We start from the raw sequence: 7,175 nt of genomic DNA on the forward strand, positions 1-7,175 counted from the left end.
AAACAAGAGGCTGTCTCAAAAGAGAGACAGCCTCTTTTTATTCTATTATCCACAGCAAAACAGGTTTATCAGAAGCTTTCAGTTTTCCATCCAATTTTTTCATAAAGTCATCAGAGACTGCAGGACATCCCCAACTCAACGGACTGTAATCAGGGAATATTTCATTATTGGCAACTGCTTCCCAGGAATGAAGGACAACCACTCTTTCAACGGCACTTTTATTGGACGCTTCCAACCCTTCCAACCAGTATTTTATTTTAATTCCCCAGGAACTGGAATCCCTTCTTCCGATTTTATATTTTCCTTTCATCGAACAATGACTGTCGGTCTTAACATCAAATTTTGCCGTATTGTACTTGGTAAGGTTGGATTCAAAAACATCGCAGGAACCATGTGTTACCAGATTCTGATCGGTTATTCCGCCTTTCTTAAAATCATAAACGAAAAAACGGTTTTTTCCGGAATGGATACTGAAATCAAGCAGAAAATAGTACCGATCATTAAACCCCTTGTCTTTACAGTACTTTAGGGCGGCCGAATGATAATCAGCATAATCCTTATTAACTTTATTGGAATTATTGCAACAGATAACCAATAAAAATAGCAACAACACAACATGTTTCATAAAATTCGTAAGTAAAGGGTTGAACAACTCTTCAATAACAAATTTTTGAGAATTTTAGTATAAATCAGGTGCGTAAAAAACTCATTAATCAAACTTAACTAAAACACAAAATTCAGATTTTATACAAAAACATTAAAAAATGTGACAAATAAATTATATTTGCCGGCTTTTAAAATTTGAAAAATATGTTTGGAAACAGGGTTATCAAAGGCGTTTTTTTAGTCGGTTTAGGCGCAACAAGCTACGGCATGCTGGCTACATTTGTGAAATTAGCCTACAAAGAAAACTATACAACAGCCGAAGTAACCTCTTCACAATTTATATTGGGGATCCTTGGTATACTACTCATTAATTTCTTTCAGAAAGCAAAAAAAGGAAATGATGTGGTAAAGGCTTCTGGCCGAAATATTTTCCATTTAATGCTTGCCGGTACTTCTACTGGAATGACTGGTATTTTCTATTATCTTGCAGTAAAATATATTCCGGTTTCCATCGGAATTGTCTTGTTGATGCAAACCGTCTGGATGGGTGTTTTATTGGAATGGATACTGGACAAAAAAAAGCCTTCTTTACAAAAAACTGCTGCGGTGTTCATCGTTTTAATCGGAACCGCTTTAGCTACCAATCTGATAAAAACAAATATTCAACTTGATTGGCGAGGCATTGTTTGGGGGATGTTGGCTTCAATATCTTTCACAGCAACAATGTTTACAGCCAATCGGATTGCAATAGGCATCTCATCGGCACAACGCAGTCTGTACATGCTTTTAGGGGGAGCGATCGTTGTTTTTGGATTTACAATTGCCACACAGACCACCCCTTATAATATCTCTATCTTTATGAAATGGGGAATTATCCTGTCTCTTTTCGGAACGATTATTCCACCCTTGTTAATGAATGCCGGTTTTCCGAACACAGGGATTGGTTTGGGCAGTATCGTATCATCTTTAGAGTTACCCGTTTCAGTAATGATGGCCTATTTTATTTTGAATGAAATCGTAATTTTAAGCCAATGGATTGGAATTCTGCTTATCATTACAGCAATTGTAATAATGAACGTGGATTTTAAACGAAAATAACACTTTCATCTTTTTTGAAACATGGATTTATTCGGAACCGATAAAATTGTCTTCGATTTGCACGATGCCGAAATCGAATATTACCCGAATTTCTTTTCCGAAATTGAGTCGAGTGCTTTGTTTCATCAGCTTCTGAACGAAATTCCGTGGCAACAGGATGATATTACCATTTTCGGAAAAACATACAAACAGCCCAGACTGACATCCTTTTTCGGGAATGAAGGAAAACCCTATTCCTACTCCAATATTACGATGGAGCCTCACAATTGGAGTGAACTTCTGCTGCAGATAAAATCCAAAGTAGAACAAACCACGGGAAAAACATTTTCTTCTGTTTTGCTCAATTTATACCGCGATGGCAAAGACAGTAATGGCTGGCATGCCGATAATGAAAAAGAACTGGGTCAAAATCCCGTAATTGCTTCGGTGAGTTTCGGGGAAAAAAGAACCTTTCAGTTAAAACACAATACCTTAAAAGAGGCAAAACAAAATATAGTATTGGAAAACGGGAGTCTGCTACTGATGAAAGGTACCACACAACACTATTGGAAACATCAGATCCCAAAAACATCAAAGCCAATAAATCCCCGAATAAACCTTACTTTTAGGACGATTTTATAGCATAAAATGCAAATTAAAATCCCTTTTTACCGCAATTTTTGAAAAATAAAAAAAAATAATCCGCTCCTGCCTACAAAACCATTTTTTTACTAATATTGGTATTGAACTTTTAAACATTTTTAAACTTTTATTGTATTAATTTTTCATCTGATGAAAAAAAGTAGGATTTCAGAAATGGACAACGAGACTTTAAATCGTCTTGTTACCATGGCACAAGAGGAGAAAAAACCTTTTGAAGTTATTAAAGAAGAATTTGGGATTTCAGAGAATGATGTAACTGAACTGATGCGAAAAAAACTGTCAAAAGACAATTTTGAATTATGGAAGAAGAAGGTATCTGCAAGTAAACCAAAACCAAAACCTCAAAAATTCAACAATCTTGAGGACGACGATTTAGACAGCAAATATTATTTTAAAAATAAAATGGACTAAAAAAATCTCCCTTCACCGGGGAGATTTTTTTATTTCAACCATTTTTTTGTAACAAAAACAGCATATCAACTACTTATTTAACATCAAAACATAGATAATGAAAAAAATCATTTGTACACTGGCATTGGCTGCAGCACTATTAAGTTGTAAAGCGGCTCAAAGCACTCCAACAGCAACAGTAAATGACGTAAAAGTCGCAATCGACCTGGTAAACGTTAACGATGATAAAGTAATGGTAACCATCACACCTCCTGCTTTCACTACAGAAAAAGTGATCTTCCACATCCCTAAAACTGTGCCGGGAACTTATTCTGAAGACAATTACGGAAGATTCATTGAAGAAGTAAAAGCCTTTGATGCAAAAGGAAACCCATTGACAATTACCAAAACAGATGAAAATTCATGGACCATATCCGATGCAAAAAAGATTAGTAAAGTAACCTACCTTGTTAATGATTCATTTGACACGGAAACCAGCGGTGGTATTGGAGGAAAAGATGTTTTTTCTCCGGCAGGAACCAATATTGAAGCTGGCGTAAACTTCATGATAAACACCCATGGTTTTGTGGGGTATTTCGAAGGAAAATCGGAATTACCATATAAGATTACTGTTTCTCATCCGGCCAACTTATGGGGAGCAACTTCTTTAACAGATACCGATCCGAGCGCCGATAAAGATGTCTTTACCACTTCCCGTTATGCAGAATTAGTTGATCACCCAATCATGTACTCGAAACCGGATTACACTACGTTCAAGGTAGACGATATGGAAATCCTGATCAGTGTATATTCGCCAAACGGCAATTATAAAGCAGCCGATATCACTCCGGCAATGGAAACCATGATGCGTGCCCAAAAGAAATTCTTGGGTCCTGTCAATGCTACAAAAAAATACAGTGTTTTATTGTATTTGTCCGATATGAAAAAAGCGGATGCAAAAGGATTTGGCGCATTGGAACACACCACATCGACAACCGTTGTCATGCCTGAAATGATGCCAAAAGCGGCATTATTGGAACAATTGAAAGACGTGGTTTCACATGAGTTTTTCCATATTGTGACGCCGCTTACCGTGCATTCGAATGAAATTCAGTATTTCGATTTCAACAATCCAAAAATGTCCGAACATTTATGGATGTACGAAGGTGTTACGGAATATTTCGCTAATCTTTTCCAGGTAAATCAAGGTTTAATCTCTGAAGAAGACTTCTACAACAGAATGGTGGATAAAATTGAACAATCCAAACGTTTCAACGAAAAGATGCCATTCATCACGATGAGTAAAAACATCTTGGACAAACAATACAAAGACTCTTACTATAATGTATATCTGAAAGGAGCTTTAATTGCGATGTGTATTGACATCCAAATGAGAGAGAGCAGTAATGGGGAAAAAGGTATTTTGGATTTAATGCACGCTTTATCTTCGGAATACGGAAGTAAGAAACCATTCAACGACAACGAATTGTTTGCGAAAATCACATCTTTAACTTATCCGGCAGTTGGTGAATTCCTTAAAACCTATGTTGCAGGCGAAACTCCGATTCCTTACGACAAATATTTTGCAAAAATGGGTGTAACCAATGCGAAGGTCAAAAAGCCGGGCAACCCTTTTATTAAAAACCAGACCACGCCATATATTACTGTGGATCCAGCAACAAAAGAAATCCAAATTCTTCCTGATGTTGAGTTGAACAAATTCATGACCAGCCTTGGAATCAAAAATGACGATACAATTTTGGCGATAAACGATACAAGCTACAACCTGGATAACATTTATGACTTAATCATGCTTAGTTCCGGATGGAAAGAAGGCGATCCGATAACCGTAAAAATAAAACGCGCCGGTAAAGAACAGACCTTAAAAGGAAAAGTTTCATTACCAGTAGATGAAATCGAAGGCTATCAGGCAACTGACAACGCTAAAGCCAAATTAAAAGAAAGTTGGCTAAAAGGCTAACAGACTCTTTAATAACAATAAAAATCCCTGACAAATTTATGTTGGGGTTTTTTATTTACAGAACAATTCGATGTTAAGAATGACCTCTTTAGTTTAATCAGCCCAAAAACGGACCAAACGTTAATTTATAGGCGTTTCAATTTATTTTCTTTACTTTGCAGCGATTAAACAAAAAAGAATGAAAAAATTACTGATTGCGGCCTTTGCTCTTACTGCATTGGTTGCCTGCGATAAAAAAGAAAGTGAAACAAATCTGCACCTTTCAGGAAAAGTTGACGGGTTAAAACAAGGTAAACTGTACATTCAACATATTGTCGATTCCTCTTTGGTAGCTTTAGACAGTATCACCATAAAAGGAGATTCCAACTTTAAAAGCGAACTTCAGATAAGCGAACCTGAAATGCTTTACCTGACTTTGAACCGGGGTGTTTCCAAATCGGTAGATAATGTATTACCATTCTTCGCAGAACCAGGCAATATGACGATAGAAACTACGCTGAAAGAGTTCTATGCAAAAGCAAAAGTAACCGGATCAAAAAATAACGACTTATACAATGATTTTAAGAAAATCAAAATGCGTTATAATGATGAGCAAAACAAAACCTTCAGTCTTTCATTATTGGCAAAAAAAGTGAACAATACCCAAAAACAGGACAGTTTAAATCAACGTGCCGATAAATTAACCTTGAGAAGTTACCTGGACGCTATTAATTTCGCCGTAAATAACGGTAAGCACGAAATAGCACCTTATATCGCCTTAACCGAAATATACGACGCAAACATCAAATATTTGGACACGATTCATAAATCGATGTCACCGGAAGTGGCAAAATCAAAATACGGAAAACAGCTTACCACTTTTATCACTGAAAGAAAAAAACTGGAACAGCTACCGAATTAATACAAAATAAAAAAAAGCGACTTTAACAGTCGCTTTTTTTTATCACCATATATCAAATTTGATTAAAAACAAAAAAGGTTTCCGTTTCCGAAAACCTTTTGAGCCGATGGAGGGACTCGAACCCACGACCTGCTGATTACAAATCAGCTGCTCTAGCCAGCTGAGCTACACCGGCAACTATATTGTTGCATTTTGTATCAAGAAAAAACCACTTGAAAAGTGGTAAAAAAATTGAGCCGATGGAGGGACTCGAACCCACGACCTGCTGATTACAAATCAGCTGCTCTAGCCAGCTGAGCTACACCGGCGTCTCAATTCGGATGCAAATATAGTGGAGTTTTTGAAACTTCCAAACTGTTACTTGCACTTTTTCATGATTTTTTCAGACTACAATTTGTTGATTTTTTCAACCAATTGAGTAGCAATAACTTCCAAATCTTTATTAACTTGTTTTAAATGTGCTTTTTTATTTTCCACATTCTTTTGGTTCACTTTAGTGATCAAACCGTCAAAAGATGTGATAGCCTCATCGATTAAAGCATCAGTTTCAGCAGTTGGTTTTCCAGTTGTTGTCATCTCGTGGATATAAACTGCTTCAATGATATCTCCCAATACGAAGTTGATGTCTTTTTTTAAGTTTCTTACGCTTGCCATTTTATTTTTATTTAAAATTTCGTTTGCAAAATTACAATTATTCTTCAGATAATTAGTTAAGAAATAAATATTTCTAACAAGGTTGCAGAACCAACCAATTCAAAATCAGTAAGTGCTGCCGGCAGTAAAACGGTATCACCCAACTTAAATTTGAATTCCAACCCAGAATCGGTTACAACAGAAAAACTGCCTTCCGTACAAACCAGAACAGTAAAGGAATCTCCGTTTTTAACCAAATTCATTTTTCCGTCAAGCGGAATCACATTTACTGTAAAATAGGGACAATCAACAGCATTATTACTTTGATTCTGCACCGTTTTATAGATTCTTCGAGCTTCAACAACATCATAAGTGATGGCTTCTATAGCCTGATCAATGTGTAGTTCACGCAAATTACCGTTAGCATCCGTTCTGTCCCAATCATAAATACGATAGGTGATATCAGAAGTCTGTTGAATTTCGGCAATTACCGTACCGGCTCCGATAGCATGTACCGTTCCTGTTTCCAAAAAGAAAACATCCCCTTTCTGAACAGGGATTTCTTTAAGAATAGAGGGCAGTGTTTTATTCTCCAAATGCTTCAGGTATTGATCCGGTGTCGCTTTTTCTTTGAATCCGACAATAATTCGGGCATCTGAATCAGCCTGAACCACATACCACATCTCCGTTTTCCCAAAAGAATTATGACGTTTTTTAGCCAGTTCATCATTAGGGTGCAATTGAATCGACAAATCTTCTTTAGCATCCAAAAACTTAAACAAAAGTGGAAATTCAGTTCCAAAATCTTTATAAACTTTATTCCCCATTATTTCCTCCGGAAATTTCAAAATCAGGTCATTAACCGATAAACCGACATAGCTGCCATTGGCAACAACACTTACCCCACCCGGAACGGTGGATAAT

8 protein-coding genes and 2 tRNA genes are annotated in these 7,175 nt (G+C 36.6%); 5 read left to right on the forward strand and 5 right to left on the reverse strand.

Annotation, left to right across the window (positions count from 1 at the left end):
* Positions 1-37: 37 nt before the first annotated feature.
* A complete protein-coding gene (locus VLB74_RS05295) occupies positions 38-625 on the reverse strand; it encodes a murein L,D-transpeptidase catalytic domain-containing protein (RefSeq protein ID WP_325202418.1) in 588 nt (195 codons plus the stop codon).
* A gap of 185 nt (positions 626-810) precedes the next feature.
* On the opposite strand from VLB74_RS05295, the gene VLB74_RS05300 reads away from it, so the two are divergent.
* From VLB74_RS05300 to VLB74_RS05320, 5 genes are all read left to right on the forward strand, one after another.
* Positions 811-1,704 carry a DMT family transporter gene (locus VLB74_RS05300; protein ID WP_325202419.1) on the forward strand — a complete coding sequence of 298 codons (894 nt, stop codon included), beginning with the start codon at positions 811-813 and terminating at the stop codon, positions 1,702-1,704.
* A 21-nt stretch (positions 1,705-1,725) separates the two neighbouring features.
* Entirely contained in the window at positions 1,726-2,325 is a 600-nt protein-coding gene (locus tag VLB74_RS05305) for an alpha-ketoglutarate-dependent dioxygenase AlkB family protein (RefSeq protein WP_325202420.1), read from the forward strand.
* A 150-nt stretch (positions 2,326-2,475) separates the two neighbouring features.
* On the forward strand, positions 2,476-2,757 hold the full coding sequence (locus VLB74_RS05310) for a TIGR03643 family protein (protein ID WP_325202421.1): 282 nt from the start codon (positions 2,476-2,478) through the stop codon (positions 2,755-2,757).
* Between the two features lie 97 nt (positions 2,758-2,854).
* Positions 2,855-4,717 carry a M61 family metallopeptidase gene (locus VLB74_RS05315; RefSeq protein ID WP_325202422.1) on the forward strand — a complete coding sequence of 621 codons (1,863 nt, stop codon included), beginning with the start codon at positions 2,855-2,857 and terminating at the stop codon, positions 4,715-4,717.
* Positions 4,718-4,895: 178 nt separating this feature from the next.
* Positions 4,896-5,618: a DUF4369 domain-containing protein gene (locus tag VLB74_RS05320; protein ID WP_325202423.1), complete on the forward strand. Its 723-nt coding sequence runs from the start codon at positions 4,896-4,898 to the stop codon at positions 5,616-5,618.
* Positions 5,619-5,719: 101 nt separating this feature from the next.
* On the opposite strand, the gene VLB74_RS05325 is transcribed toward VLB74_RS05320, so the two are convergent.
* The 4 genes from VLB74_RS05325 to VLB74_RS05340 all read right to left on the reverse strand — a co-directional run.
* Positions 5,720-5,793, reverse strand: a tRNA-Thr gene (locus tag VLB74_RS05325).
* Between the two features lie 59 nt (positions 5,794-5,852).
* Positions 5,853-5,926, reverse strand: a tRNA-Thr gene (locus tag VLB74_RS05330).
* A 79-nt stretch (positions 5,927-6,005) separates the two neighbouring features.
* On the reverse strand, positions 6,006-6,272 hold the full coding sequence (locus VLB74_RS05335) for a hypothetical protein (protein ID WP_325202424.1): 267 nt from the start codon (positions 6,270-6,272) through the stop codon (positions 6,006-6,008).
* Positions 6,273-6,328: 56 nt separating this feature from the next.
* A partial coding sequence (locus tag VLB74_RS05340) for a type I phosphomannose isomerase catalytic subunit (protein WP_325202425.1) occupies positions 6,329-7,175 on the reverse strand: 847 nt, incomplete at its 5' end.

Origin of the sequence: Flavobacterium sp., from assembly GCF_035456225.1 — a bacterium.
In the GTDB taxonomy this organism is placed as follows: Bacteria; Bacteroidota; Bacteroidia; order Flavobacteriales; family Flavobacteriaceae; genus Flavobacterium.